This window comes from Micromonospora sp. Utrum1 (assembly GCF_057197805.1).
This window is the reverse complement of the sequence record NZ_CM170071.1, coordinates 6,911,244-6,933,789: the sequence shown is the minus strand read 5'-3', so window position 1 is coordinate 6,933,789 and position 22,546 is coordinate 6,911,244. Positions and strand designations below refer to the sequence as shown.

Genomic DNA, 22,546 nt, shown 5'->3' with positions numbered 1-22,546 from the left:
CCGAGGTCTAGCCTGCGGACCATGACCCAGTCCGCGGACAAGCGCTCCGCCTTCATCGTCGACGTGCTGACCGAGGAGTTCGGCGCGTCGATGGCGATCGACCCGGCGGCGTTCCGCCGCAAGTTCCGCAAGATGGCCGCCTCACCGTTCGCCTTCTATCGGGGCAGCGCCTCGCTCTTCTACGCCGACCAGCGCGGCGACTTCGCCAGCGACCGGTTCCTCGACGAGCGGACCAGCCGGGTGTGGATCCACGGCGACCTGCACGCCGAGAACTTCGGCACCTACATGAACGGCTCCGGGCAGCTCGTGTTCAACGTCAACGACTTCGACGAGGCGTACGTCGGGCCGTTCTCCTGGGACCTGAAGCGCTTCGCCGCCAGCGTGGCCCTGCTCGGCTACGCCAAGGCGCTCTCCGACCGGGTGATCGGCGAGCTGGTGGCCGGCTTCGCCCGGTCGTACCTGGGCGAGCTGCGGGCCATCGCGGCCGGCGGGGACGACGCGATCGGCTCGATCACCCTGGACAACGCCGACGGCGTGCTGCGCCGGGTGCTCCAGCAGGCCCGGCTGAACACCCGGGTCGACCTGCTCGCCACCCAGACCACGATCGACAACTACGAGCGCCGGTTCTCCCTCGGCGACGGGGTCTACGAGATCGACGCGGCGACCCGGGAGCAGGTCAGCGCCGCGTTCCAGGACTACCTGGACACGCTGCCGGCGGCGACCGCCCGGCTCCGCCCGGTCGCCGCGAACATCAAGGACGTGGTGCTGCGCAAGGGCGTGGGCATCGGCTCCGCCGGACTGCCCTCCTACAACCTGCTGCTGGAGGGGCACACCCAGGCGCTGGAGAACGACGTCGTCATCTACATGAAGCAGGCCCAGGTGCCGGCGGTGGCGCGGCACATCGACGACGAGCGGGTCCGCTCGTACTTCCGGCACCAGGGGCACCGGACCGCCGAGTCGCAGCGGGCGCTGCAGGCGCACGCCGACCCGTGGCTGGGCTTCACCGAGCTGGACGGCGCCGGTCAGCTCGTCGCGGAGGTCTCCCCGTACGCGGCCGACCTCGACTGGGCCGACGTGAACGAGCCGGAGGAGCTGGCCGGGGTCCTCGCCGACCTGGGCCGGGCGGTGGCCCGGATGCACTCGGTGGCCGACGACGAGTCCAGCCACGACCTGGTGGACTACTCCACCGAGGAGGCGATCGTCGCGGTCGTGGACGCCGACCCGGAGAGCTTCGTCGCCTACCTGATCGAGTTCGCGCACACCTACGGCATCCGGGCGCGCGAGGACCACCAGCTCTTCGTGGACCTGTTCCGCAACGGCCGGCTCCCCGGCATCTGAGGTTCCGGGGCGCCGGAGCCCGCGCTCCGCCGCCCCGCCTCACTGCTCGAAGTCGAGCACCACCTTGATGTCCGCGCCGGTGGAGGCGTAGGCGTCGGCGTATGAGGAGACCGGCACCCGGCGGGTGACCAGCGAGCTGAGCCAGGCCTGGTCGGCGCGGGCGAGCGCCTCCGCCGCCAGCTCCCAGTGCCGCCGGTTGGCGTTCACCGAGCCGAAGACCACGTTGTTCTCCAGCACCAGCTCCCGGTTCAGCGCCCCCGCGTCGAGGTCGATGGTCCGGCCGCCGCTGGACACCCCGGTCAGGCAGACGATGCCGTTCGTCCCCGCCTTGCGCATCGTGTCCAACACCACCACCGGGGCGCCGGTGCACTCCACCACCACGTCCGGCTGGAAGTCCAGCTCCGCCACCGTCGAGGTGTGGTACGTCGCGCCGAGCGAGCGGACCAGCTCCGGCTTCGGGCCGGTCTTGTTCCGGTCCAGCACGTGCACCGACAGCCCGCGCTGGACGCCCAGCAGGGCGGCCAGCAGCCCGATCGGCCCGGCCCCGGTGACCAGCACGCTCTGCGGCTGCCACACGGCCCGGCTGCCGATCCGCTCGATGTGGTCCCACGCCTTCGCCACCACACTGGTCGGCTCCAGCAGCATCCCGACCGGGGCGAGCGCCGGGTCCAGGCGGACGGCGAACCTCGGCTGCACCCGCCAGCGGTCCCGGGCGAAGCCGCTCAGCCCTTTGATCCCGTGCTCGGTGTACCGGCCGTTGCGGCACATGTCCCACTCGCCGACGGCGCAGTTCGGGCAGGGCACCGGGTCCGGATGCCGGACGATCCCGGCCACCAGGTCGCCGGGCTGGAGGGTTCCGGTCGGGTCCTCCAGCACCCGGCCCAGCGACTCGTGCCCGAGCACCAGGCGTTCCTGGCCGGGCGGCGCCTGGCCGTACTCGCCCGCGATGATCTCCTGGTCGGTCCCGCAGACGCCGACCGCCAGCGCCTGGACCAGGATCGCGCCCTCCTCCGGGGCCGGCTCGGGCCAGTCGTCGTCGAGGCGGAGCGAATCGGGGACGCCGGGAGTCACAGTGACAGCGCGCACGCTGTCCATCCTTCCCCGCCGAGGGCCCGCGTGCCCGGCAAAGGGCCGGATCCCGCCCGGGCGGGCGTGGACGCCCGACACAGCTCCGGGGCGCCGGCCATAGGATCAGCGGCATGACTCCGGAAGAGGTCGGCCGGCGGGTGGTCGCGCTGCTCGCGCCCGTCGAGGCCGTCGCATCGGTCTCCGGCGGTCAGGGGTACGCCCGCGCCACCGTCGACGTACCCCCGGCGAGCTGGGGCGACGCGGTGCGCGCGGCGCGCGGCGACGCCGAGCTGGGCTGCGACTACTTCGACTGGCTGTCGGCGGTCGACGAGCTGGCCGAGGGCTTCGACGTCGTGGCCCACCTCTGGTCGACCCGGCACCGGCACGGGCTGCTGCTGCGCACCCGGGTGCCCCGGGAGACGCCGGTGGTGCCGTCCGTGGTCGACGTCTTCCCCGGCGCGGCCTGGCACGAGCGGGAGACCCACGAGATGTTCGGCATCGGCTTCGACGGGCACGGCGAGCTGCGGCCGCTGCTGCTGCCGCCGGAGTTCGAGGGCCACCCGCTGCGCAAGGAGTTCGTGCTCGCCTCCCGGGTCGCCAAGCCCTGGCCGGGCGCGAAGGAACCCGGTGAGTCGGAGGCCGGCGGCGGCCGCCGGCCGATCCGGCCGCCGGGCGTGCCGGCGCCGGGGGAGTGGGGGACGACGCCCACGCCGGCCGGCGCGGCCGGGGCGGGCGAGGGCCCCCGCGGGGGTACGCCGGCCCGCCCGGCCCGGGAACGCCCGGCGCGCCCCGCCCCGGGCGAACGTCCGGCCCGCCGGGAACCGCCACCCGCGCCCGCGGAGCCCGGCCCGATCGGGCGCCCGGTGCCCGGCGAGCGGCCGACCGGCCCCGCCCGCCCGGTGCCCGGCGAGCGGCCGACCGGCCCCGCCCGCCCGGTGCCCGGCGAGCGGCCGACCGGCCCCGCCCGGCCGGAGCCGGCGGCCGGCGCCGAGGAGGGGGAGGGCTGATGCCGACCTGGTTGGAGCTGGTCCTCCGGGTGGCGGGCGTGCTGGTCGCGTTCCTCACCCTGCCGCTGATCGTGGGCCAGGCCGAGCACAAGGTGATGGCCCACATGCAGGGCCGGCTCGGCCCGATGTACGCGGGCGGCTTCCACGGCTGGGCGCAGCTCGTCGCCGACGGCATCAAGTTCGTGCAGAAGGAGGACGTCACCCCGCGGGACGCGGACCGGCCGGTGTTCCGGCTGGCCCCGGCGGTGGCCCTGGTGCCCTACCTGCTCGCCCTGCTGGTCATCCCGCTCGGTCCGGGCGATCTGGTCGGGCAGCCGCTCGACATCGGCCTGTTCTTCGTGCTGGCCGTGGTCGGCATCGGGGTGCTGGCGGTGCTGATGTCGGCCTGGGCCTCGGCCAACAAGTACAGCCTGCTCGGCGGGCTGCGCGGGGCGGCCCAGCTGCTCGGCTACGAGCTGCCGCTGGTGCTGGCCGCCGCCTCGGTGGCGATGGCGGCCGGGACGCTCAGCCTGCCCGGCATCGTGGAGGCGTGGCACCCCTGGTGGCTGCTCTGGCAGGCGCCGGCCATGGTGATCTTCTTCGTCGCCGGGCTGGCCGAGATCCGCCGGCCACCGTTCGACATGCCGGTGGCCGACTCCGAGCTGGTCTTCGGCTACATGACCGAGTACACCGGCCTGCGCTTCGCCTTCTTCCTGCTCGCCGAGTACGTCGGCATCGTGGTGATCGCCGCACTGACCACGGTGCTCTTCCTCGGTGGCTGGCAGGGCCCGTTCGCCGACGCCCAGCTCGGCTGGCTGTGGACCCTGCTCAAGGTGTTCGCCGTCGCGTTCGTGATCATCTGGCTCCGGGTGAGCTATCCGCGGCTGCGCGAGGACCAGCTCCAGCGCCTCTGCTGGCTGGTGCTGGTCCCGCTGGCCCTGGCCCAGCTGGTGCTGACCGCCGCCGTCCGCCTGGCCATGTGAGGACGGGCCCTCCGCGCGGGGTCAGCCAATGTCGCGCAGCGGGGTGTGGGCCGGGTCGACGCGTTCCTCGGGCGGCGCCGGCAGCGGCGGGGTGCCGTCGCCGAACGGGCGGCCGCCGAGCTGCTCGCGGCCGTGCGGGGTGAGCCAGTTCGCCAGGTCCGGGCCGAGCGGCACCACCCCGGTCGGGTTGATGTCCCGGTGCACCTCGTAGTAGTGCCGCTTGATGTGGTCGAAGTCGATGGTGTCGCCGAAGCCCGGGGTCTGGAACAGGTCCCGGGCGTACGCCCAGAGCACCGGCATCTCGGTCAGCTTCTGCCGGTTGCACTTGAAGTGGCCGTGGTAGACCGGGTCGAAGCGGACCAGTGTGGTGAACAGCCGGACGTCCGCCTCGGTGATCGTGTCGCCGACGAGGTAGCGCTGCCCGGTCAGCCGCTCGGTCAACCAGTCCAGCCGGTCGAAGAGCCGGTGGTACGCCCGCTCGTACGCCTCCTGGCTGCCGGCGAAGCCGCACCGGTAGACGCCGTTGTTCACGTCCGCGAAGACCACCGCGTTGACCTCGTCGATATCGGCCCGCAGCCGCTCCGGGTAGAGCTCCGGCGCGCCCGGCCGGTGGTAAGCGGTCCACTCCGTCGACAGGTCCAGGCTCATCCGGGCGTAGTCGTTGGTGACGACCTGCCCGGTCGGCACGTCCACCATCGCCGGCACGGTGATGCCCCGCTCATAGCCGGGGAAGCGCTTGAAGTAGGCCTCGGCCAGCCGCTCGATGCCGAGCACCGGGTCCCGGCCGCCGGGGTCGAGGTCGAAGGTCCAGCTCCGCTTGTCGTGGGTGGGGCCGGCCACCGCCATCGAGATGGCGGCCTCCAGCCCGAGCAGCCGCCGGACGATGATCAGCCGGTTCGCCCACGGGCAGGCCCGGCTGACCGCCAGCCGGTACCGGCCCGGCTCCACCGGCCATTCGCTCGTTCCGTCGGCGGTGATCCGGGTGGCGATGTAGCGCTGGTCCCGGGTGAACTCGCCACCCGGCTCGACGTACTTGCCGCCGGTCTGGTCGAGGATCTCGTCGCCCTTGTCGCCCACGCCGCCTCCCGAGGATGTCTCGTTCCGGTCCCATCATGGTCGCTCCGGCGGTCTCCGGCAGGCCGACTGTCCAGGAGCGGGGCTAGGCTGCCGCGGTGACCGATGTGGAGGCGGCGGCCCGGCGCTTCATCGCGGACGTGTGGAACGCGGGCCGCGAGGAGAGCGCGTACGACCTGATCGCCGAGGACTGCCCTGGGCTGGGCGGGACCGGCCCGGAGGCCACCCTGGCCTGGCACCGCGACCGGCGGGCGTCCTTCCCCGACCTGCGTTACAAGATCGTCGAGGTGGTGGCGACCGACGCCCGCGTGGCCGTGCACTGGCGGGCCGCCGGCACCCAGGCCGGGCAGTTCGGCCCGGTGCCGCCGACCGGCCGGGTGGTCAGCTACTCGGGGGCGAGCTTCCTCCGCTTCGACGAGACCGGCCGGATCGTCGACGTGTGGAGCGTGAACGAGCTGTTCCAGGTCCTCCAGCAACTCGGCGTCGAGATGCTCCCGCCGCTGCCGGCCGGCGACGCCTGACCGCGTGGCGGTCCGCCGGCGGGGAGATCCGCCGGGTGGTGGTCGCGCGCATCGGGGGCACAGGGCAGGATGGGCGACATGAGCGAGCGCAGCGGCGTGCCCGGCGAGGGGTTGGTGAAGGGCCTGGCGGTCACGCTGAAGACGATGACCCGCCGCTCGACCACGCAGCAGTACCCGGACGTGGTCCCCGAGCTGCCGCCCCGCTCCCGCGGCGTGATCGCGCTGCTCGAGGAGAACTGCACGGTCTGCATGCTCTGCGCCCGCGAGTGCCCGGACTGGTGCATCTACATCGACTCCCACAAGGAGGAGGTGGCGGTCCCCGGCGCCGCCCGCCCCCGCCAGCGCAACGTGCTCGACAAGTTCGACATCGACTTCTCGCTCTGCATGTACTGCGGCATCTGCATCGAGGTCTGCCCGTTCGACGCGCTCTACTGGTCCCCCGAGTTCGAGTACGCCGAGTACGACATCAAGGACCTGCTGCACGACAAGGACCACCTCGGCGAGTGGATGGTGACCGTCCCGCCGCCGCCGGCCCACGACCCGCAGGGCGACCCCTCGAAGGAGGAGACCACCGCCGCCCGCAAGGCCGCCGCCCCCGCCGCGCGCCCGGCCCCGGCACGCCCCGCGCCCGGCGCCGAGCAGGGCGGAGGCGCGCCGTCATGACGGGTGCCGACGTGCTGCTGCTCGCGCTCGGCGCGGTGGCGGTGGGCGCGGGCGCGCTGGTGGTGGGCACCCGGCACCTGGTCCGGGCCGGGCTCTGGCTGGTGGTCTGCCTGGGCGCGCTGGCCGGTGACTACCTGGTGCTCAGCGCCGAGCTGGTGGCCTGGGTGCAGGTGCTCATCTACGTCGGTGCGGTGGTGGTGCTGCTGCTCTTCGCGGTGATGCTGACCCGGGCCCCGATCGGTCCCTCCGACGACCTCGACCGGCCCGGCTGGCCGGCCGCCTTGATCGGTGCCGGCAGCGGGCTGGGCCTGGCCGTGCTGCTGGTCGACGCGTTCCGCTGGTCTCGGGTCGGGCTGCCCGCCGCGGGCACCGCCGAGCGCCTCGGCGAGCAGGTGTTCCGCTCCTGGGTGCTGCCCTTCGAGGTGCTGTCGGTGCTGCTGCTCGCCGCCCTGGTCGGCGCGATCGTGCTCTCCCGGCCCGACATCGGCCGGCCGGGCGCGACCCCGGGCGGCACGCCGGCCCGCCCCGGTCGCCCGGCTGGCCCGGTCGAGCCGGCCCGCCCGGTCGTCGCGGCCGCCGACGAGGGCGGGCGCGCGTGAGACCGATCATCCCGTACGTCACCGCCGCGCTGCTGTTCGGCCTCGGCGTCTACGGCGTGCTGCGCCGCCGCAACGCCGTCCTCGTGCTGATGGCCGTCGAGCTGATGCTCAACGCGGTCAACCTGATCCTGGTCACCGCCGACACCACGGTCCGGGCCGCGCTGCCGCACTCCGGCCAGGTCTTCGCGCTCTTCGTGATCGTGCTCGCCGCCGCCGAGATCGGCGTCGGGCTGGCCATCGTGCTCCAGCTCTACCGGCTGCGGGCCGGCGTATCGGTGGACGACGTGCCGCTCGCCGAGGCGCCCGCCCCGCTCGCCGAGGCGCCCGCCCCGGCCGCCGGGGTCGCCGCCGACCGGGGCGAGGGGGAGAAGTGACCGGACTGCTCGCGGTGGCGCTGCCCGGCGTACCCCTGCTCGCCGGCCTGCTCGGGCTGCTGCTGCCGCCGTCGCCGCGCGGGGCGGCCAGCGGCGAGGATCCGGCCCGGCGGGCGGCGATCGTGCTCGGCGTGGCCGGCGCGGCGGTCGCGCTGCTGGCGGCCGTGGCGCTGCTGGTCCGGGTGGACGGCCCGGTCGAGGCGGGCACCGACTGGGTCGACCTGGGCGGGTTGCGGGTCACCCTCGGCTACCGGCTGGACGGGGTGGCCGTGCTGGTCGCCGTGGCGGTGGCCGCGGTGGCCCTGGCCGTGCAGGTCTACTCGATCGGCTACCTGCGGCGCGGCCCGCACGACGACGTCGAGGTGGATCACCGCTACCCGCCCTACGCCGCCCAGATCAGCCTCTTCACGGCCGCGATGCTGACCGTGGTGGTCTCCGGCGACCTGATCCTGCTGCTGGTCGGCTGGGAGGTGATGGGCATCTGCTCCTACCTGCTCATCGCCCACGACCGGCGGCTGCCCGAGGCGCCGGCCGCCGCCGTGAAGGCGTTCCTGGTCACCCGGGTGGGTGACGTCGGCTTCCTGCTCGGCATCGCGCTGCTCGGCGTCGGCGCGGGCAGCTTCCGGATCGCCGACGTGCTGGCCCACGACTATTCGACCGGCACGCTCACCGCGGCCTGCCTGCTGCTGCTCGCCGGGGTGGCCGGCAAGAGCGCCCAGTTCCCGCTGCACACCTGGCTGCCGGACGCGATGGCCGGTCCCACTCCGATCTCCGCGCTGATCCACGCGGCCACCATGGTCGCCGCCGGGGTCTACGCGGTGGCCCGGCTCTTCCCCCTCTTCGCGCAGGCCCCGGCCGCCCTCGCCGTGCTGGGGGTGATGGCGGCGGTGACCCTGCTGCTCGGCGCGTTCGCGGCCACCGCCCAGGACGACATCAAGCGGGTGCTCGCCTGGTCGACGGTCTCCCAGATCGGCTACATGACCGGCGCGCTCGCCGTCGGCGCCCCCGCGGTGGCCCTGTTCCACCTGCTCACCCACGCCGCGTTCAAGGCGCTGCTGTTCCTCGCGGCCGGCGCGGTGATCCACGCGGTCGGCACCACCCTGATGTCCCGGATGGGCGGCCTGCGGACCGCCATGCCGGTGACGTTCTGGTGCATGCTGATCGGCCTCAGCGCGCTGGCCGGGGTGCCGCCGCTGTCCGGGTTCTGGAGCAAGGACGGCGTGCTCGCCGCCGCGCAGGCCGCCGCGCTGGACGGCGTCGGCCCGGCCCCGGCCTGGGTGGGCTGGCTGGTCTGGCTGGCCGGGCTGCTCGGCGTCGCGGTCACCGCCTGGTACGCGACCCGCCTGCTGCTGCGGACCTTCCTCGGCGCGACCCGGATTCCCCTGGCACACCCGCACGACCCGCCGGCGGTGCTGCGCTGGCCGGTGCTGCTGCTCGCGGTGCCCGCCGCGCTGCTCGGTCTGGCCGCCTTCGCGCCCTGGTTCGCCGACCGGCTGCGGGTGCCGGCGGACGCCTCCGGGGCGGCCGTCGAACTGGTCCACCTCGCACCGAACCTGGTCCTGCCGTTCCTGCTGCTGCTGGTCGGCGCGGGCGTCGCCTGGGCCGGCTGGCGCCGCGACCCGGCCGGCGACCCGGCGCGCTTCCTGGGTCCGCTGCGGCCGGTCTTCGCCCGGGCGTTCCGGCTCGACGACGTCCAGCGGGCCCTCGTGGTACGCCCGACGACCGCCCTGGCCCGGGTCGTGCGGACCGGGGACGAGCTGGGGGTGGACGGCCTCGTGGAGGGCAGCGGCCGGGCCGCGGTCGGGCTCGGCGGCGGGCTGGTCGCGCTGCACCGGGCGGCGCTGCCCCGCGCGGCGGCCGGGGTGCTGGCCGGCGCGCTGCTGATCGGCCTCGCGGTCGCCCTGATCGGAGTGACCTCATGACGTTCGGGCAGTTTCTGCTGGTCGCGGTCCTCGCGGTGCCCGCGTTGGGCGCTCTCGCGGCCGCCGCCGTCCCCGGTGACCGGGCCGGCCGGCTCGTCGGCACGGCCGCCGCCGCCCTGACCCTGCTCGCCACTCTGCCACTGGTCGGCGGCGACCACGGCTGGTTCGCTTACGGCCCCCGGCCGGCCGTGCAGCCCTGGCACCAGCTCGACGTGTCCTGGGTGCCCGGCCTCAACCTGAGCTTCCACCTCGGGGTGGACGGCATCTCCTGGCCGCTGGTGGTGCTCACCGCGCTGCTCACCCTGCTCTGCTGCGGCTATACGCTCTGGCGGGTGCCCGCCGGAGGCGGCAGCGGGCGGGCCCTGGTGGCGCTGCTGCTGGTGGTCGAGGTGGGCATCCTGGGCACCTTCCTCGCCCTCGACCTCGTGCTGTTCTTCCTCTTCTTCGAGGTGGTCCTGCTGCCCATGTACGCGATCATCGCCGGCTGGGGCGGCGACGACCGGCGCCGGGCGGCCCGCAAGTTCGTCCTCTACACGCTCTTCGGCTCGGTGCTGCTGCTGGTCGGCGTCTACGTGGTGGTCGCCGCCGCGGGCACCGCCGACCTGGTGACGCTGACCGGCGGCACCGGGCTGTCCCGGGGCACCCAGTTGGCCGCGTTCACGCTGCTGGCGCTGGCCTTCGCGGTGAAGAGCCCGCTCTGGCCGCTGCACTCCTGGCTGCCCGACGCGCACACCCAGGCCCCCACCGTGGGCAGCGTGATCCTGGCCGGGGTGCTGCTCAAGATGGGCACGTACGGGCTGATCCGGGTGGCGGTCGGGGTGGCCCCGGAGGGCGCCCGCTGGGCAGCCCCGGTGCTCGGCGTGCTCGCCGTCGCGGCGATCCTGGTCGGCGGGCTGGTCTGCCTGGCGCAGGACGAGCTGAAGCGGCTGATCGCGTACTCCAGCGTGGGGCACATGGGCTTCGTGCTGCTCGGGGTCGCCACGCTCACCGCCACCGGCCTGCAGGCCGCGCTGATCGGCAACATCGCGCACGGCGTGATCACCGGGCTGCTGTTCTTCCTGGCCGGGGCGGTCAAGGACCGCACCGGCACCGGCTCGCTCGGCGAGCTGTCCGGGCTGCGGGAGACCGCGCCCCGGCTGGCCGGGCTGCTCGGCTTCGCGGCGGTCGCCTCGCTGGGGCTCCCCGGGCTGGCCGGCTTCTGGGGCGAGGCGTTCGCCGTGGTGGCCGCGCTCCAACGCGGCGGCGGGCTGTGGACCACCCTGGCGGTGCTGGCCGCGCTGGGCGCGGCGCTGACCGCCGCGTACTTCCTCCGTTTGCTGCGCCGGGTCACCCACGGGCGGCCCAGCCCGGCGGTGGCCCCGCTCGCGCCCGGCCTGGCCGGGGCGGAGCTGACCGCCTGGGCGCCGCTGGTGCTGCTCGCCCTCGCCGTCGGCCTGGCCCCGGCCCTGGTCCTGTCCTACGCCTCCGGCCCGGTCGGCGCCCTGGTGGGAGTCCTCAAATGAGTGTCGTGCAGAGCGTGGACAACGTGGCGCTGCTGCCGGCCTACCTGGCCGCCGGCACGGCCGTGCTGGTGCTTCTGGTCGACCTGCTGGTGGCCCGGGCCGCCGCGACGGTGGCGGTGGCCGCCCTCGGCGCGGCGGGCACCGCGCTCGGCGCGGCGCTGGTCGGCGCGGCCGGCGAACGCCGCACCTTCTGCGTCGGCGCGGACTGCTCCTGGCTGTGGACCGGGCGGGCCGCGCTGGTCGCGGCGGTCATCGCGCTGCTCACCCTCGGCGTGCTGGCGCTCTCCGGCCCGCTGCTGCGCGCCGGCCGGATCCCCGTCGGCGAATACTGCTTCCTGCTCGCCTGCGCGATGACCGGCGGCGTGGTGCTCGGCGCGGCCGGCGACCTGATCACCCTGGTCGTGGCGCTGGAGACGCTCACCCTGCCGCTCTACGTGCTGGTCGGGCTGCGCCGGGGCAGCCGGGCCGGGGCCGAGGCGGCGGTGACCTTCTTCGTGGTCAGCGTGGTGGCCACCACGGTGACCCTGCTCGGCGCGGCGCTGCTCTACGCGGTGACCGGCAGCCTGCACCTCGACCGGCTCGGCGCGGCCTTCGGCGCCGGCCGGCAGGGTCTGCTCGACCTGCCGCTCACCACGGTCGCCGTGGCGCTGGTGGTGGCCGGGCTGGCCTTCAAGGTCGCCGCGGTGCCGTTCCACGCCTGGGCGCCGGCCACCTACGACGGCGCGCCGCTGCCGGTGGCCGCGTACCTGTCGACCGCCTCGAAGCTGGGTGGCGTGGTGGCCCTGCTCGCCGTGGTGCAGCGGGCGCTGCCGGCCGACGTGACCGGCCCGGTGCTCGCCCTGCTGGCGGTGCTCACCATGACCGTGGGCAACCTGGTGGCGCTGCGCCAGCGGCGTACCGTCCGGCTGCTCGCCTGGTCCTCGGTGGCCCAGGCCGGCTACATCCTCGCCCCGCTGGGCGCGCTCGCGCTGGCCGCCGGGCGCACCGCCGACGCCCGCGCCGGGGCGTACGCCGCGGCCGTCGCGTACACCGTCTTCTTCGTGCTGCTGGAGCTGGCCGCGTTCGCCGCGGTGGTGGCGCTGCGGCCGGCGGACGGTGACGGCGGCACCCTGGCCGACCTGCGCGGAGCGGCCCGGCGGCACCCCTGGGTGGGTGGCGCGTTCGCGCTGGCCCTGATCGGGCTGGCCGGGCTGCCGCCCGGCCTGGCCGGCCTGTTCGCCAAGGTGACCGTGGTCCGCGCGCTGCTGGCCGGGCACGCCGGCTGGCTCGCCCTGGTGGTGGCGTTGAACGCGGTGCTCGGCCTGGCCTACTACCTGCGCCTGGCCGCCACCCTCTACGCCGCGCCCGGCGAGGTCGCGGTCCGCCCGGCCCGGATCGTGGTGGTGGCGCTCGGGGTCGCCACCGCGCTGGCCGTGGTGCTCGGCTTCGCCCCGCAGCTCGTGCTCGACGTGGCGGCCCGCTGAGGGTTTCGTCCCCCGGTGGGAAGGTCGCTCAGCCCGCGCACAGGAATCCCCAGCCAACTTTCAGCCATGAGCCGGATGGTTGGCGGGTACCGGTGTGTTGAACCGGTCAGCGGGCGCCCGCGCGGGCCCGCGCACCGAAGGAGCGATCGTGCATCACAACCGTCTCAAGACCGCAGCGCTGCTCGGCCTGTTGACCTCGCTGATCCTCGCGGTCGGCTACTGGTTCGGCGGTAGCGGCGGTCTTGTCATCGCCGTCGTCGTCTCGTTGCTGATGAACGGCGTGACCTACTTCTACTCCGACAAGCTCGCGCTGCGCTCGATGCGGGCGCAACCGGTCAGCGAGGCGGAGTTCCCCGAGCTGTACCGGATGGTCCGGGAGCTCTCCACCCAGGCGGGCAAGCCGATGCCCCGGCTCTACGTGAGCCCCACGGCGCAGCCCAACGCGTTCGCCACCGGGCGCAACCCGGAGCACGCGGCGGTCTGCGTCACCCAGGGGATCGTCGAGATCCTCGACTACCGGGAGCTGCGGGGCGTGATCGGACACGAGCTGTCCCACGTCTACAACCGGGACATCCTGATCTCCAGCGTGGCCGCCGGCCTGGCCGGCATCATCACCGCGCTGGCGAACATCGCCTGGTTCATCCCGCTGGGCTCCTCGGACGACGAGGATGGCCCGAACCCGGCGGTGCTGCTGCTCACCCTGATCCTCGGCCCGATCGCGGCCACCCTGATCCAGCTGGCGATCAGCCGGAGCCGGGAGTTCCAGGCCGACCAGTCCGGCGCCGAGCTGAGCCGGGACCCGCTGGCCCTGGCCAGCGCCCTGCGCAAGATCCACGCCGGTACGCAGGCCCGCCCGCTGCCGCCGCAGGGCCAGCTCACCAGCACCGCGCACCTGATGATCGACAACCCGTTCAAGCGGGGCGGCGGCATCGCCGCGATGTTCGCCACCCACCCGCCGATGGAGCAGCGGGTGGCCCGGCTGGAGCAGCTGGCCGGCAGCGCCGGGCCGGTGCAGTTCCAGCGCTGACCCGCACCGACCACCTCCGCCCGCGTCCACCCGGACGCGGGCGGAGTGGTGTGTCCGGGCACAAACCGTTTCCCCCGGATACGCCGCGGCGTTAGGGTCAAAACGTCTCTCACCCGTTACACCTGGAGGTCGACCGTGGCCGCACTGCGCCAGTACCTGGGCGTCTGGCGGATCCCCGGCGCCCCGATGCTGCTGGTCCTCGGCGTCATCGGCCGGCTCGGGATCGGCATGACGCCGCTGGCGCTGCTGCTGGTGGTCGCGGAGGTCACCGACCGGTACTCATTCGCCGCCGTCGCCGGCGGCATCTACGCGCTCTCCGGCGCCGCGCTCAGCCCGGTCGCCGGACGGGTCGCCGACCGGGTCGGCCCCACCCCGGTGCTGCTGGCCACCGCCCTGGCCCACCCGCTCGCCCTCTTCGGGCTGCTCGGTGCCAGCCGGTCCGGCTCCGGCAGCCTCGGCCTGATCTACCTGGCCGCCGGCGTCGCCGGCGCCACGTACCCGCCGCTGACCGCCGCCATCCGGGGCGCCTGGAACGACCTCACCGCCCCGGCCACCGGCAGGGCCCACCTGCGCAACACCGCACTCGCCGCGGAGACCTCCCTCTTCGAGGTCGTCTTCGTGCTCGGCCCGCTGCTGGTGGCCGGCTTCGTCCTGCTCGCCGACGCCGCCGCCGCACTGGTCGGTGCCGCCGTGGTCACCCTGGTCGGCACCACCGCCGTCGCGCTCGGCCGGGTCATGCGCGGCTGGCAGCCGCACCCGCGCGAGCACCACGCCAAGGGCCTCGGCCCGCTGCGGGTCGGCGGCTTCCCGGCCCTGCTGCTCTGCGTCGCCAGCCTCGGCATCGCCTTCGGCGCCGCCGGCGTGACCGTCCCGGCCTTCGCCGGGAACGCCACCGCCGACGACCCGGAGAGCCTCGCCGGCGTGCTGCTCGCCGTCTGGGGCATCGGCAGCGCCTTCGGCGGCTTCTGGTTCGGGGTACGCCGACCCGCCGCCAACATGACCCGCCAGTTCGCCTGGCTGCTCGGCGCGGTCGCGGCCAGCTTCGCCGTCTTCGCGGTGATGCCCGGCCCGGCGGCGCTCGGCGTCGCGCTGGTGCTCGGCGGGGCCACCATCGCCCCCGCGCTCACCCTGGAGAACACCCTGGTCGGCCGGATCGCCCCGGCCGGCATGCTGAACGAGGCGTACACCTGGGTGGTCACCATGTCGGTGGCGGCGAGCGCCGCCGGGGGAGCGGTGGCCGGACTGATCGTCGACCACGCCGGCGGGGTGCCCTGGGCCTTCCTCTTCGCCGGGGCGGCGGTCGCCGTCGGGGCCGCGGTCGCCGCGTTGCCCACCGGGCCGATCGCCCGCGCCGAGGCCACCGCGGTACGCGCCGAGCAGTCGCTCGTCGCCTGAGCCCCGGGATCAAACCGGCCGGGACGGGTACACCCCGGCATGTTCCTCTTCCTCTCGAACCGGATCGGCTGCCTCGGCTCGATCCTGATCAGCGCGATCCTGACCGCGATCCTGCTGCTGATCTTCTCGCGCTGACCGTGGTCGGCGGGCCTCAGGCGCCGAGCTGGATGGCGTCGCAGCGAGGGTGCGACGACATCGCCGTTCGGCGCTGGGTTTCACGCCTTGGTGGGGTCGGCCGCTCTGGCCGCCCGCTCGATCGTCGCGTAGCCGTCCTCCCGGACAGCCTTGTCGTGGTGCGGCTTCGGGTGGTGGGCCGCTGTCCCGGTCGAGCCGTCGAGCTGTTCACGCAGGATGTCGGCATGCCCGGCATGTCGGCTGGTCTCCGTGAGTACGTGGACCAGGATGTTGAACAGCTTCACGTTCGGGCTCGGCCACCACGGCACGTGCCCGGGCGAGTCGATGGCCAGGGCGGTGATCGTCGCGTCCGAGTGCGCCCACGCTCGCCGGTACCGGTCGATGATCTCCTCACGCGTCTCGCGCTCGGTCGCCCACATCTCGGTGCCATGCGCCCCCAGGTCGTCCCACCGGGGCAGGGGTTCGGGGAACGGCCGGTCGAAGACCTCACCGAAGTACCTGGACTCCCAGATCGACAGGTGCTTCACCAGGCCGAGCAGGTTCGTTCCGGTCGGGGTCAGGGGGCGGCGGACGTCGTACTCGCCCAGTCCGTCGAGCTTCCAGAGCATCACCTTGCGCAGCATCCGAAGATCGCTGTGCAGGTACTCCTTCGCGAAATCATCGATCATGGGCCCGAGCCTGTCATGGGCCGGCGCAGGCCGAAACCCCACGACCAGCACCTGACGGAGTGTCCGATGGCAACGACGCCTGCCCAGGTTGCAGGTCGTGGCCGACCTCCTCGCCGGCCACGACGGCGGCGGCTTACCGGTAGTTGGTGAACTGGAGGGCGACGCCGAAGTCCTCGCCCTTGAGCAGCGCGATGACGGCCTGGAGGTCGTCCTTCTTCTTGCCGGTGACCCGGAGCTGGTCGCCCTGGATCTGCGCCTGGACGCCCTTCGGGCCCTCGTCGCGGATCTTCTTGCTGATCGCCTTGGCCTTGTCCGAGTCGATGCCCTGGATCACCTTGGCGTCGATCTTGAAGATCTTGCCCGAGGCGCGGGGGTCACCGGCGTCCAGCGACTTGAGCGAGATGTTCCGCTTGACCAGCTTCTCCTTGAAGACGTCCAGCGCGGCCCGGACCCGCTCCTCGGTCTCCGCCTGGAGACTGATCGCCTCCTCGCCAGACCAGGAGATCTCGGCGCCGGTGCCGCGGAAGTCGAACCGCGTCGCGAGCTCCTTCTCCGCCTGGCGGAGGGCGTTGTCGACCTCCTGCCGGTCGACCTTGCTCACGATGTCGAAGGACGGGTTCGCTGCCATGCTCATGCTCCTGCTGTCCGGCGGTCTGTCCTGATCCGTCCCCCACTGACCAGCGTGGGACCCCCTGACGGTACCCGGTTGCGGCGGACCCGGGGGCAACCGCTATTCTTGCTTCCGCCGCCGCGTCGCGACGCGGTGGGGTGCCCTGGCGGGTTGCCCGAGCGGCCAATGGGAGCGGACTGTAAATCCGTCGCGAAAGCTACAGAGGTTCGAATCCTCTACCCGCCACCAGGGACTGACAAGGCCCTCGACCTGCGGAAACGCAAGTTGTGGGCCTTTGTCGTCTCCTGCTGCTGTTGACCGCGAGTGCCCCCGATTCACTGGCTGATCGGGCACGCAAGGGGCACGTAGGCGAGTTGTCGGGTGAGGCCCGCGGAAGCGTCGAAACGGTCGGGAGGCAGGTTTGACTGTCAGTGCAGCTCACTCAGCTGCGTTCCGGAGAGAGGCTCCTGCTGCCGGGCGTGTCTGGACCCTCCTGGAGGAGGATGGCTCCTACATCGCGCCCCACAAGCCCGACGGGAGCCGGGCGATGCCCTTCTGGTCGCAGCGGTCACGAGCGCAACGTGTGGTCGAACAGGTGCCCGCTTACAACGGGCTCGAGATCGTCTCCATGCCGTTCGATCAGTGGCTGCGCGACTTTGTGCCCTGGTTAGCGGAGCAGGGTGTCCTGATCGGCGTCAACTGGAGCGGGGAACGAGCCACGGGCTACGACGTGAGCCCTCAAGACATGCTCGGCTGGTTCGCAGGGCTTGAAGGGGATTCATCGCCTACAGCTGCGATTGATTGACCGCCAGGCTGCCCCGGTTCCCGGATTGGTGCCAAGGACTGCGGCGCCCGGTCGGCGTCAAGGATGGCCGTAGGTCATCGGCGTGCCGACGCACAGGGCCCTTGATGCCGGGCGGGTGGCGTAGAGGATCGGGCACCCGGGGGATGGGTCACGCCCTGGTCCTCGTCGTCATCGAACCGCGGACAGTCCTGACGTCAGTCGGAGGCAGGCAACTCTGCTGCGCGGCAGCGATCGCCCCGCCTTGGACGATGAGCAACCCCGAGGGCGATCGTCCCGCCTCAGCCACTTATATGCTTTGTTTTCCGCCAGCGTGGCCGGCCGGCCCGGCCGCTGCCGGCCGAAGGTCGCCAGCAGGCAACGAAAGGCCCCTGACCTGCACGTCGGGGGCCTTTCTCGTGGGCTGTCAGAGGCCGAACAGCGGGCGGCAGGCCGCCATCCCGTCCACCCGCACCGCGAGCCGCTTCTCCCGAGTCCACTTCTCCCTGGTCAGGCGTAGGCGGTCGGACACGACCGCCTCGTCGCCGCGGGCGTCGACCGAGATGCCGTCATGCTCGTAGCCGAGCTTGCGGGACACGCCCTGCGAGGCGTGGTTGTCCTGGAACACCTCGGTGCGGGCGGCACGTGCGTCGAGGTGGTCGAAGGCCAGCGTGAGCAGGCCGGCACGAGCTTCCGTTCCATAGCCCCTGCCCTGGTATTCGATGCCCAGCCAGGCGGAGGTGGTGACCTCCCGTACGACCGGGAAGTCGCGGGCTCGGAGGGTGACCACGCCCAGGGGCTCTCCGTCGCGGAAGACCCCGAGCCCGAGTCGCCACGCCGTCGGGCTCCATTCTCCGAGCCCGCTCCAGTGGCCCTGCAGAACGACCCGCGCCCGATCCTCGGGGCTGCCGTCGGTCCACGGCGTCAGGAACGGACGTTCGTCCGGGCGGTGCACCCCTTTACCGGCGAGGTGGGCGAGGGCCGCCAACTCCTCCTCGTGGGGCAGGCGGAGCTCGAGTCGTGGTGTCGAGATGGTCAGGCCGTACAGGGGCCAGAGGTCAGCAAGCACGGGCTCGATCATGACCAGGCGGCCCATGGTGATGCGACTGAGTTAGCGATCGCCGGGCGGGGAGGGGCGGAGGCGGCCCCGCCGGCGGAGGTGCCGGGCGCTCAGATCGGACACCCCGAGACCCTTGCCCGGATATCGATGATGGTGGAGTCTGTTCGAGGGCTTGCCGCGGCTGCCAGGTTCGCCGTCCATTGTGGTCATGGTCACCGATCATCATGCCTGGTAGGCGAATCTGTTCTTAAGCGCGGTTTAACCGGGAAGTCGTTGTGTGCGCCTTCCGTAGCAGCGCCGGGACCGATCGTGACAGCATGCTGGGCCGGAGGGGCGGGCGCGCCGGTCGAACGGATGATTTCCCTGTCTGCCGCCGCGCGGGGGGCCCTCCACCGCTTTTGCGCGCGCTCCCCGTGTGGCACGATCGTGGAACCTCCACCATCACTGAAACTCTCTCGACAGGAGCAATCATGTCTGGTCGAAGGTTGGGCCGGCTGCTTGGCTCACTTTTCATTCTCGCCGCCCTCGTCGGTGGTGTCGGCGGTTTCGACTTCGATGGCAGCACGGGGGGCGTGCAGACCCAGGACCTCATCTGGACGTGACCGGGTCTCCGGTCCGTTCTCGTCGATCTCCGGTTGCCACGAGCATCGCGCCAGCCGGAGATCGACGCATGTCGGTGACGGGACGGCGCGCCGCCAATGAGAAGGAGCGGCATGGTCGGTCGCGATCAGCCACGGCGCAGGTCGTCTGAGGACGCCTGGATCATCACCGCGCCGATGGCCCTGCTCGCCGTCGCCTGCGCCACGGTGACCGGTCTGCTCGCCGATCACCCCTCCGGCCGCTGGCCGCAGGGGGCGCTCTTCCTGGTTCTGATGATCGCGGCCGGGCTGCCGTTGCTGAGTGTGGTCGTCCGCCGGCAGACGTCGGCCGTCACGCTGACCGAGCTGCCGCTGGTGCTGGCACTCTATTTCCTGCCGCCGCTGACCGTCGTGGTCATCTACACGCTGGCCACGCTGGTCACGAACATCCGCCACCGGCTGTCGGCGCCGAAGGTCTGGTTCAACGTGGCCCGGGCCGCGGCCGGCACCTCGCTGGCCGTGCTGGTCCTCCAGGCGCTCCCGCCGCTCGACGAGGTGGAGCCGCGGACCTGGCTCAGCATCTCCGCCGCCGTCAGCATGGTGCTGCTGGTCAGCGTCGTCAGTGTGGTCGCCGTGCACACCCTGTTGAACGGCTGGCCGAACGGCCGCGGGGCGCTGCGCAGCGCCAAGACCGCGCTGCTGACCGCGGCGATCAACGTGACGGTCGGGCTGATCGTGCTGATCCTGGTGGGCAGCACCTGGTGGTCGTTGCTGCTGATCGCCGCGCTCGGCGCCGGTCTGGTGCCGGTCTACCGATCGTACGCACAGTTCTTCCGTCAGCACCGCACCCTGACCGACCTCTACGAGCTGACCCGCGCGGTGGTCGAGAGCGGGCAGAGCGGCACGCTGGCCGACGCCCTGCTCGGCCGGGTGCGCGCCCTCATGCAGGCTGAGTACGCGACGCTGTGGCTCCCGGCCCAGGGGCGGCACCCGGAGACACTGCTGACCTCCCGGGTCGACGACCCGGGGCTGCTGGACATGGCGCACACCCCGCAGTCGCTCCGGGAGAAGGTGCGGGACACCCGTCGTACGGTGGCGGTCGGCCGGGGCGTGACCACCAACGGCGAGTTCCGGGCGGAGCTGGGGGAGCGGCGGGTCAAGGACGCCGTGGTGGTGCCGCTGCGCTCCGGTCCGGTGGTGATCGGCACCCTGGAGGTGGCCAACCGGCTCGGTGACGGCAACTACTTCACCCCGGCGGACATCGCCGTCTTCGAGACCGTCGCCGCGCATGCCGCGGTCGCCCTGGAGAACTCCCGCCTGGTCGATCGGCTGCGGCATGACGCCGAGCACGACGCGCTGACCAAGCTGCCCAACCGCCGGCGGATCACCGCGGCGGTGGCCGAGGCGGTCCGCATCGCGGCGCCCGGCGAGGTGGTGGCGCTGCTGCTCTTCGACGTCGACCGGCTGCGCCAGGTCAACGAGTCGCTCGGCCACGCGGCCGGCGACAAGGTCCTCGTCGAGGTGGCCGAGCGGCTGCGCGCCTGCGCGCCCTCCTCGGCCCTGGTCGGCCGGGCCGGCGGCGACGAATTCCTGGTGACGCTGCGGTTGGAGAGCACCGAGGCGGCGCTGGAGCTGGCCGGCCAGCTGCGCGAGCAGATCCGCGACGAGATGGTGTTCGACGCGCTGACCCTGGACGTGGACACCGCCGTCGGGGTGGCCGTCCACCCGGACCACGGCAGCGACGCGGTGGCCCTGCTCCAGCGGGTGGACCTGGCGGCCACCGCGGCCAAGTCGGTCCCGGGCAGCGTGCAGCTCTACAGTCCGGCGCTGGAGTCCCGCTCGCTCCGCCGGCTGGGTCTCGCCGGGGACCTGCGCCGGGCCCTGGACGACGGCGCGCTGGAGGTCTACTTCCAGCCCAAGGTCACGCTGCGGGACCGGCGCCTGGTCGGGGTGGAGTGCCTGGCCCGCTGGGAGCACCCGGCGCACGGCACGGTGGCCCCGGGCGACTTCGTGGCGGTGGCCGAGCACACCGGCCAGCTCGGCCGCCTCACCGAGTTCGTGCTGCGGGAGAGCCTGCGGCGCAGCCGGGACTGGAGCCACGGCGAGCAGGCGCTCGCCGTCTCGGTCAACCTCGCCGCCCGTACCCTCACCGACCAGCACTTCCCGGCGCTGGTCCGGGACCTGCTCGAGGAATACGGCGTGCCGCCGCAGCGGCTCACCCTGGAGATCACCGAGGCCGGGGTGCTGGACGGCACCGAACGTCCCATTCCGACCCTGCAGCGCCTGCGCGACCTCGGTGTCCGGCTCTCGGTGGACGACTTCGGCACCGGCAACTCGTCCCTGGCCCAGCTGCGCCGGCTGCCCGTGCACGAGGTCAAGGTCGATCGCTCCTTCGTGCAGGGGATGGCGACCGACCCGGGCGACCTGGCCATCGTCAACGCCGTGGTGACGCTCTCCCAGCAGTTCGGCCTGACCGTGGTGGCCGAGGGCGTGGAGAGCGAGCTGACCCTGGAGCTGCTCCAGGACATCGGCTGCGAGATCGGGCAGGGCTTCCTGTTCAGCCGGCCCCTGCCGTACGAGCGGCTGGAGGCCTGGTTCGGCGCCCAGGTCGACCCCGAGACGATCGTGGCCGGCGAGTTGCCCCGCCTGCGCGTTGTGCCCTGAACTGGGACGACGCGGTAAGGGGGGATCCGATTTCACCTCGGCGGCGGGGTCGTGTACTGTTTCCTCTGCGCGACACCCCACAGGGTGATCGGGTAGGCCCCCTTAGCTCAGTCGGCAGAGCGTCTCCATGGTAAGGAGAAGGTCTACGGTTCGATTCCGTAAGGGGGCTCAGAGGGTCCGGCTGGACCCGCCACGGCGGTGTAGCTCAGATGGCAGAGCAAGCGGCTCATAATCGCTGTGTCGCCGGTTCAAGTCCGGCCACCGCTACTCTCGTCCTCCGGGCCCGCCCGGTGGTCGGTGGGATGGGCGCCACAGGCGCCCACTTTGCATGTCCGCGTAGTCAGCGCCTAGGCTGATGCGCTGTAGTTGTTATCCGTGAGCGAGGAAGGCACTCCGCCGTGGCGAAGGCGACCGATGTCCGGCCGAAGATCACTTTGGCGTGTGTGGAGTGCAAGGAGCGCAACTACATCACGCGCAAGAACCGCCGTAACGACCCGGACCGCATCGAGCTGAAGAAGTTCTGCCCCCGGGACGGCAGGCACACCATCCACCGCGAGACCCGCTGACCCGCGGCCGGCACAGCCGGCCCGCAATCAGCTACCCGAACGCCGATCCACACGGCGGCGGCCCTGGAGCCGCCCGACCGTAGGGATCGGCGTTCGTGCTTTCCGTGTAGGTTCGCGGCATGTCCCTGGACCCGTCCTTCGTCGGCCGGACCTATCCGCCGACCGCCCCCTACGAGGTGGGCCGAGAAAAGATCCGCGAGTTCGCCACCGCCATCGGCGCGACCGATCCGGCGCATCACGACCCGGCGGCCGCCCGGGCGCTCGGCCACCCCGACGTGGTGGCCCCGCCGACCTTCCCGGTGATCGTCACGATGGCCGCCAGCCGGCAGATCGTCGAGGACCCGGAGCTCGGCGTCGACTACAGCCGGGTGGTGCACGGCGACCAGCGCTTCGCCTACAACCGGCCGGTGGTGGCCGGGGACGAGCTGGTCTGCGTGAACACCATCGAGGAGGTCACCAGCCGGGGCGGACACGGCTTCCTGACCACCCGCACCGACGTGAGCACCGTCGCCGGTGAGCCGGTGGTCGCCGTCTGGTCCAAGATCGTCGTACGCGGGGAGGCCTGAGAA

20 protein-coding genes, 3 tRNA genes and 1 pseudogene are annotated in these 22,546 nt (G+C 72.9%); 19 read left to right on the top strand and 5 right to left on the bottom strand.

The features are described 5' to 3' along the window. Positions 1-21: 21 nt before the first annotated feature. The gene (locus AC0OLQ_RS32630) at positions 22-1,338 is read left to right on the top strand and encodes a DUF2252 domain-containing protein (protein WP_484529330.1); all 1,317 of its coding nucleotides are present in this window, start codon (positions 22-24) and stop codon (positions 1,336-1,338) included. 39 nt (positions 1,339-1,377) lie between these two features. On the opposite strand, the gene AC0OLQ_RS32625 is transcribed toward AC0OLQ_RS32630, so the two are convergent. Continuing rightward, positions 1,378-2,424 carry a glucose 1-dehydrogenase gene (locus tag AC0OLQ_RS32625; protein WP_484529329.1) on the bottom strand — a complete coding sequence of 349 codons (1,047 nt, stop codon included), beginning with the start codon at positions 2,422-2,424 and terminating at the stop codon, positions 1,378-1,380. 113 nt (positions 2,425-2,537) lie between these two features. Between AC0OLQ_RS32625 and AC0OLQ_RS32620 the strand changes: the two are divergent. Both AC0OLQ_RS32620 and nuoH read left to right on the top strand, forming a co-directional pair. Beyond that, a pseudogene (locus AC0OLQ_RS32620) lies at positions 2,538-3,137 on the top strand (NADH-quinone oxidoreductase subunit C); the annotation flags it as partial. 275 nt (positions 3,138-3,412) lie between these two features. Next, a complete protein-coding gene (nuoH, locus tag AC0OLQ_RS32615) occupies positions 3,413-4,375 on the top strand; it encodes an NADH-quinone oxidoreductase subunit NuoH (protein WP_357338559.1) in 963 nt (320 codons plus the stop codon). A 21-nt stretch (positions 4,376-4,396) separates the two neighbouring features. On the opposite strand, the gene AC0OLQ_RS32610 is transcribed toward nuoH, so the two are convergent. Further along, positions 4,397-5,452 carry a glutathione S-transferase family protein gene (locus AC0OLQ_RS32610; protein WP_484529328.1) on the bottom strand — a complete coding sequence of 352 codons (1,056 nt, stop codon included), beginning with the start codon at positions 5,450-5,452 and terminating at the stop codon, positions 4,397-4,399. A 95-nt stretch (positions 5,453-5,547) separates the two neighbouring features. Here AC0OLQ_RS32610 and AC0OLQ_RS32605 point away from each other — a divergent pair, with 95 nt between their 5' ends. The 9 genes from AC0OLQ_RS32605 (at position 5,548) to AC0OLQ_RS32565 (ending at position 14,915) form a co-directional block, all read left to right on the top strand. Then, positions 5,548-5,970 (top strand): ester cyclase, encoded by a 423-nt coding sequence (locus AC0OLQ_RS32605; protein WP_357338563.1) that lies wholly within the window; start codon positions 5,548-5,550, stop codon positions 5,968-5,970. A 69-nt stretch (positions 5,971-6,039) separates the two neighbouring features. Beyond that, complete coding sequence (locus AC0OLQ_RS32600) at positions 6,040-6,633, top strand: NuoI/complex I 23 kDa subunit family protein (protein WP_357338569.1); 594 nt, start codon at positions 6,040-6,042, stop codon at positions 6,631-6,633. Further along, positions 6,630-7,232 (top strand): NADH-quinone oxidoreductase subunit J family protein, encoded by a 603-nt coding sequence (locus tag AC0OLQ_RS32595; protein ID WP_484529327.1) that lies wholly within the window; start codon positions 6,630-6,632, stop codon positions 7,230-7,232. Before AC0OLQ_RS32600 ends, AC0OLQ_RS32595 begins: the two co-directional genes overlap by 4 nt. Further along, the gene (gene nuoK / locus AC0OLQ_RS32590; RefSeq protein ID WP_484529326.1) at positions 7,229-7,606 is read left to right on the top strand and encodes an NADH-quinone oxidoreductase subunit NuoK; all 378 of its coding nucleotides are present in this window, start codon (positions 7,229-7,231) and stop codon (positions 7,604-7,606) included. Before AC0OLQ_RS32595 ends, nuoK begins: the two co-directional genes overlap by 4 nt. Then, a complete protein-coding gene (locus tag AC0OLQ_RS32585; protein WP_484529325.1) occupies positions 7,603-9,528 on the top strand; it encodes an NADH-quinone oxidoreductase subunit 5 family protein in 1,926 nt (641 codons plus the stop codon). Before nuoK ends, AC0OLQ_RS32585 begins: the two co-directional genes overlap by 4 nt. After that, positions 9,525-11,030: a complex I subunit 4 family protein gene (locus tag AC0OLQ_RS32580; protein ID WP_484529324.1), complete on the top strand. Its 1,506-nt coding sequence runs from the start codon at positions 9,525-9,527 to the stop codon at positions 11,028-11,030. The genes AC0OLQ_RS32585 and AC0OLQ_RS32580 overlap by 4 nt, the downstream gene beginning before the upstream one ends. Beyond that, the gene (locus AC0OLQ_RS32575) at positions 11,027-12,493 is read left to right on the top strand and encodes an NADH-quinone oxidoreductase subunit N (RefSeq protein ID WP_484529323.1); all 1,467 of its coding nucleotides are present in this window, start codon (positions 11,027-11,029) and stop codon (positions 12,491-12,493) included. Before AC0OLQ_RS32580 ends, AC0OLQ_RS32575 begins: the two co-directional genes overlap by 4 nt. Before the next feature lie 148 nt (positions 12,494-12,641). Beyond that, positions 12,642-13,520, top strand: coding sequence for a zinc metalloprotease HtpX (gene htpX, locus AC0OLQ_RS32570; RefSeq protein ID WP_357338588.1), 879 nt, complete (start codon positions 12,642-12,644; stop codon positions 13,518-13,520). A 135-nt stretch (positions 13,521-13,655) separates the two neighbouring features. Further along, positions 13,656-14,915: an MFS transporter gene (locus AC0OLQ_RS32565; protein ID WP_484529322.1), complete on the top strand. Its 1,260-nt coding sequence runs from the start codon at positions 13,656-13,658 to the stop codon at positions 14,913-14,915. Between the two features lie 215 nt (positions 14,916-15,130). Here the strand turns inward: AC0OLQ_RS32565 and AC0OLQ_RS32560 are convergent, their stop codons facing one another. Together AC0OLQ_RS32560 and AC0OLQ_RS32555 are read right to left on the bottom strand one after the other, a co-directional pair. Beyond that, positions 15,131-15,718 carry a DinB family protein gene (locus AC0OLQ_RS32560; protein WP_484529321.1) on the bottom strand — a complete coding sequence of 196 codons (588 nt, stop codon included), beginning with the start codon at positions 15,716-15,718 and terminating at the stop codon, positions 15,131-15,133. Positions 15,719-15,851: 133 nt separating this feature from the next. Then, positions 15,852-16,346 carry a YajQ family cyclic di-GMP-binding protein gene (locus tag AC0OLQ_RS32555; protein WP_357338596.1) on the bottom strand — a complete coding sequence of 165 codons (495 nt, stop codon included), beginning with the start codon at positions 16,344-16,346 and terminating at the stop codon, positions 15,852-15,854. A 147-nt stretch (positions 16,347-16,493) separates the two neighbouring features. Here AC0OLQ_RS32555 and AC0OLQ_RS32550 point away from each other — a divergent pair. Both AC0OLQ_RS32550 and AC0OLQ_RS32545 read left to right on the top strand, forming a co-directional pair. Then, positions 16,494-16,577: transfer RNA gene (locus tag AC0OLQ_RS32550), tRNA-Tyr, on the top strand. A 172-nt stretch (positions 16,578-16,749) separates the two neighbouring features. Beyond that, positions 16,750-17,133, top strand: a complete 384-nt coding sequence (locus tag AC0OLQ_RS32545) for a DUF2750 domain-containing protein (protein ID WP_484529320.1) — start codon at positions 16,750-16,752, stop codon at positions 17,131-17,133. Positions 17,134-17,536: 403 nt separating this feature from the next. Here the strand turns inward: AC0OLQ_RS32545 and AC0OLQ_RS32540 are convergent, their stop codons facing one another. Further along, complete coding sequence (locus AC0OLQ_RS32540; RefSeq protein WP_484529319.1) at positions 17,537-18,178, bottom strand: GNAT family N-acetyltransferase; 642 nt, start codon at positions 18,176-18,178, stop codon at positions 17,537-17,539. A gap of 704 nt (positions 18,179-18,882) precedes the next feature. Here AC0OLQ_RS32540 and AC0OLQ_RS32535 point away from each other — a divergent pair. The 5 genes from AC0OLQ_RS32535 to AC0OLQ_RS32515 all read left to right on the top strand — a co-directional run bounded on the left by AC0OLQ_RS32535 (position 18,883) and on the right by AC0OLQ_RS32515 (position 22,543). Next, positions 18,883-21,411, top strand: a complete 2,529-nt coding sequence (locus AC0OLQ_RS32535; protein WP_484529318.1) for a putative bifunctional diguanylate cyclase/phosphodiesterase — start codon at positions 18,883-18,885, stop codon at positions 21,409-21,411. A gap of 96 nt (positions 21,412-21,507) precedes the next feature. Next, positions 21,508-21,580: transfer RNA gene (locus AC0OLQ_RS32530), tRNA-Thr, on the top strand. Between the two features lie 25 nt (positions 21,581-21,605). Continuing rightward, a tRNA-Met gene (locus AC0OLQ_RS32525) sits at positions 21,606-21,678 on the top strand. Between the two features lie 131 nt (positions 21,679-21,809). After that, the gene (gene rpmG, locus AC0OLQ_RS32520; protein WP_012184342.1) at positions 21,810-21,977 is read left to right on the top strand and encodes a 50S ribosomal protein L33; all 168 of its coding nucleotides are present in this window, start codon (positions 21,810-21,812) and stop codon (positions 21,975-21,977) included. Positions 21,978-22,096: 119 nt separating this feature from the next. Further along, the gene (locus AC0OLQ_RS32515) at positions 22,097-22,543 is read left to right on the top strand and encodes an FAS1-like dehydratase domain-containing protein (protein ID WP_357338617.1); all 447 of its coding nucleotides are present in this window, start codon (positions 22,097-22,099) and stop codon (positions 22,541-22,543) included. Positions 22,544-22,546: the final 3 nt, after the last annotated feature.

What these genes read in the sequence shown, in the direction of transcription:
- AC0OLQ_RS32630 (WP_484529330.1), top strand. Translation starts at nt 22, where the DNA reads ATGACCCAGTCCGCGGACAAGCGCTCCGCCTTCATCGTCGACGTGCTG.
- nuoH (WP_357338559.1), top strand. Translation starts at nt 3,413, where the DNA reads ATGCCGACCTGGTTGGAGCTGGTCCTCCGGGTGGCGGGCGTGCTGGTC.
- AC0OLQ_RS32600 (WP_357338569.1), top strand. Translation starts at nt 6,040, where the DNA reads ATGGGCGACATGAGCGAGCGCAGCGGCGTGCCCGGCGAGGGGTTGGTG.
- AC0OLQ_RS32595 (WP_484529327.1), top strand. Translation starts at nt 6,630, where the DNA reads ATGACGGGTGCCGACGTGCTGCTGCTCGCGCTCGGCGCGGTGGCGGTG.
- AC0OLQ_RS32580 (WP_484529324.1), top strand. Translation starts at nt 9,525, where the DNA reads ATGACGTTCGGGCAGTTTCTGCTGGTCGCGGTCCTCGCGGTGCCCGCG.
- AC0OLQ_RS32575 (WP_484529323.1), top strand. Translation starts at nt 11,027, where the DNA reads ATGAGTGTCGTGCAGAGCGTGGACAACGTGGCGCTGCTGCCGGCCTAC.
- AC0OLQ_RS32560 (WP_484529321.1), bottom strand. Translation starts at nt 15,718, where the DNA reads ATGATCGATGATTTCGCGAAGGAGTACCTGCACAGCGATCTTCGGATG.
- AC0OLQ_RS32555 (WP_357338596.1), bottom strand. Translation starts at nt 16,346, where the DNA reads ATGGCAGCGAACCCGTCCTTCGACATCGTGAGCAAGGTCGACCGGCAG.
- AC0OLQ_RS32535 (WP_484529318.1), top strand. Translation starts at nt 18,883, where the DNA reads ATGGTCGGTCGCGATCAGCCACGGCGCAGGTCGTCTGAGGACGCCTGG.
- AC0OLQ_RS32515 (WP_357338617.1), top strand. Translation starts at nt 22,097, where the DNA reads ATGTCCCTGGACCCGTCCTTCGTCGGCCGGACCTATCCGCCGACCGCC.